Origin of the sequence: Pseudomonas sp. 2822-15, assembly GCF_002742515.1 — a bacterium.
Classification (GTDB): Bacteria; Pseudomonadota; Gammaproteobacteria; order Pseudomonadales; family Pseudomonadaceae; genus Aquipseudomonas; species Aquipseudomonas salomonii.
In genome coordinates, this window is the sequence record NZ_LJRY01000372.1 from 1 (window position 1) to 235 (window position 235).

Annotated in this window: 1 protein-coding gene; it reads right to left on the minus strand. The window is 31.5% G+C overall.

The genetic code is table 11. The features are described from left to right. Positions 1-235 (minus strand): hypothetical protein (locus AOA59_RS32545; protein ID WP_218212236.1); only part of this gene is annotated, 235 nt, incomplete at both ends.

The window sequence follows — 235 nt, forward strand, 5'->3', positions numbered from 1 at the left end:
GCATATGATCAGTATTTAAATGACCATCAATCCCTAAATAAATAACAAGTGTACCAACAGAAGGAGTATAAGATCTTGAGTTCTTCATTTCTACTAATTTTTCAGCGATAGGAAAATCACCATTAACAACGAATCTATCATATTCTAAATTATCAGCTTCTCCATTGACTGAAATTCCTTTTCCTTCATTTCCTTGGGTTATGATTTTCGTAACAGTCTGATTACACTTAATACT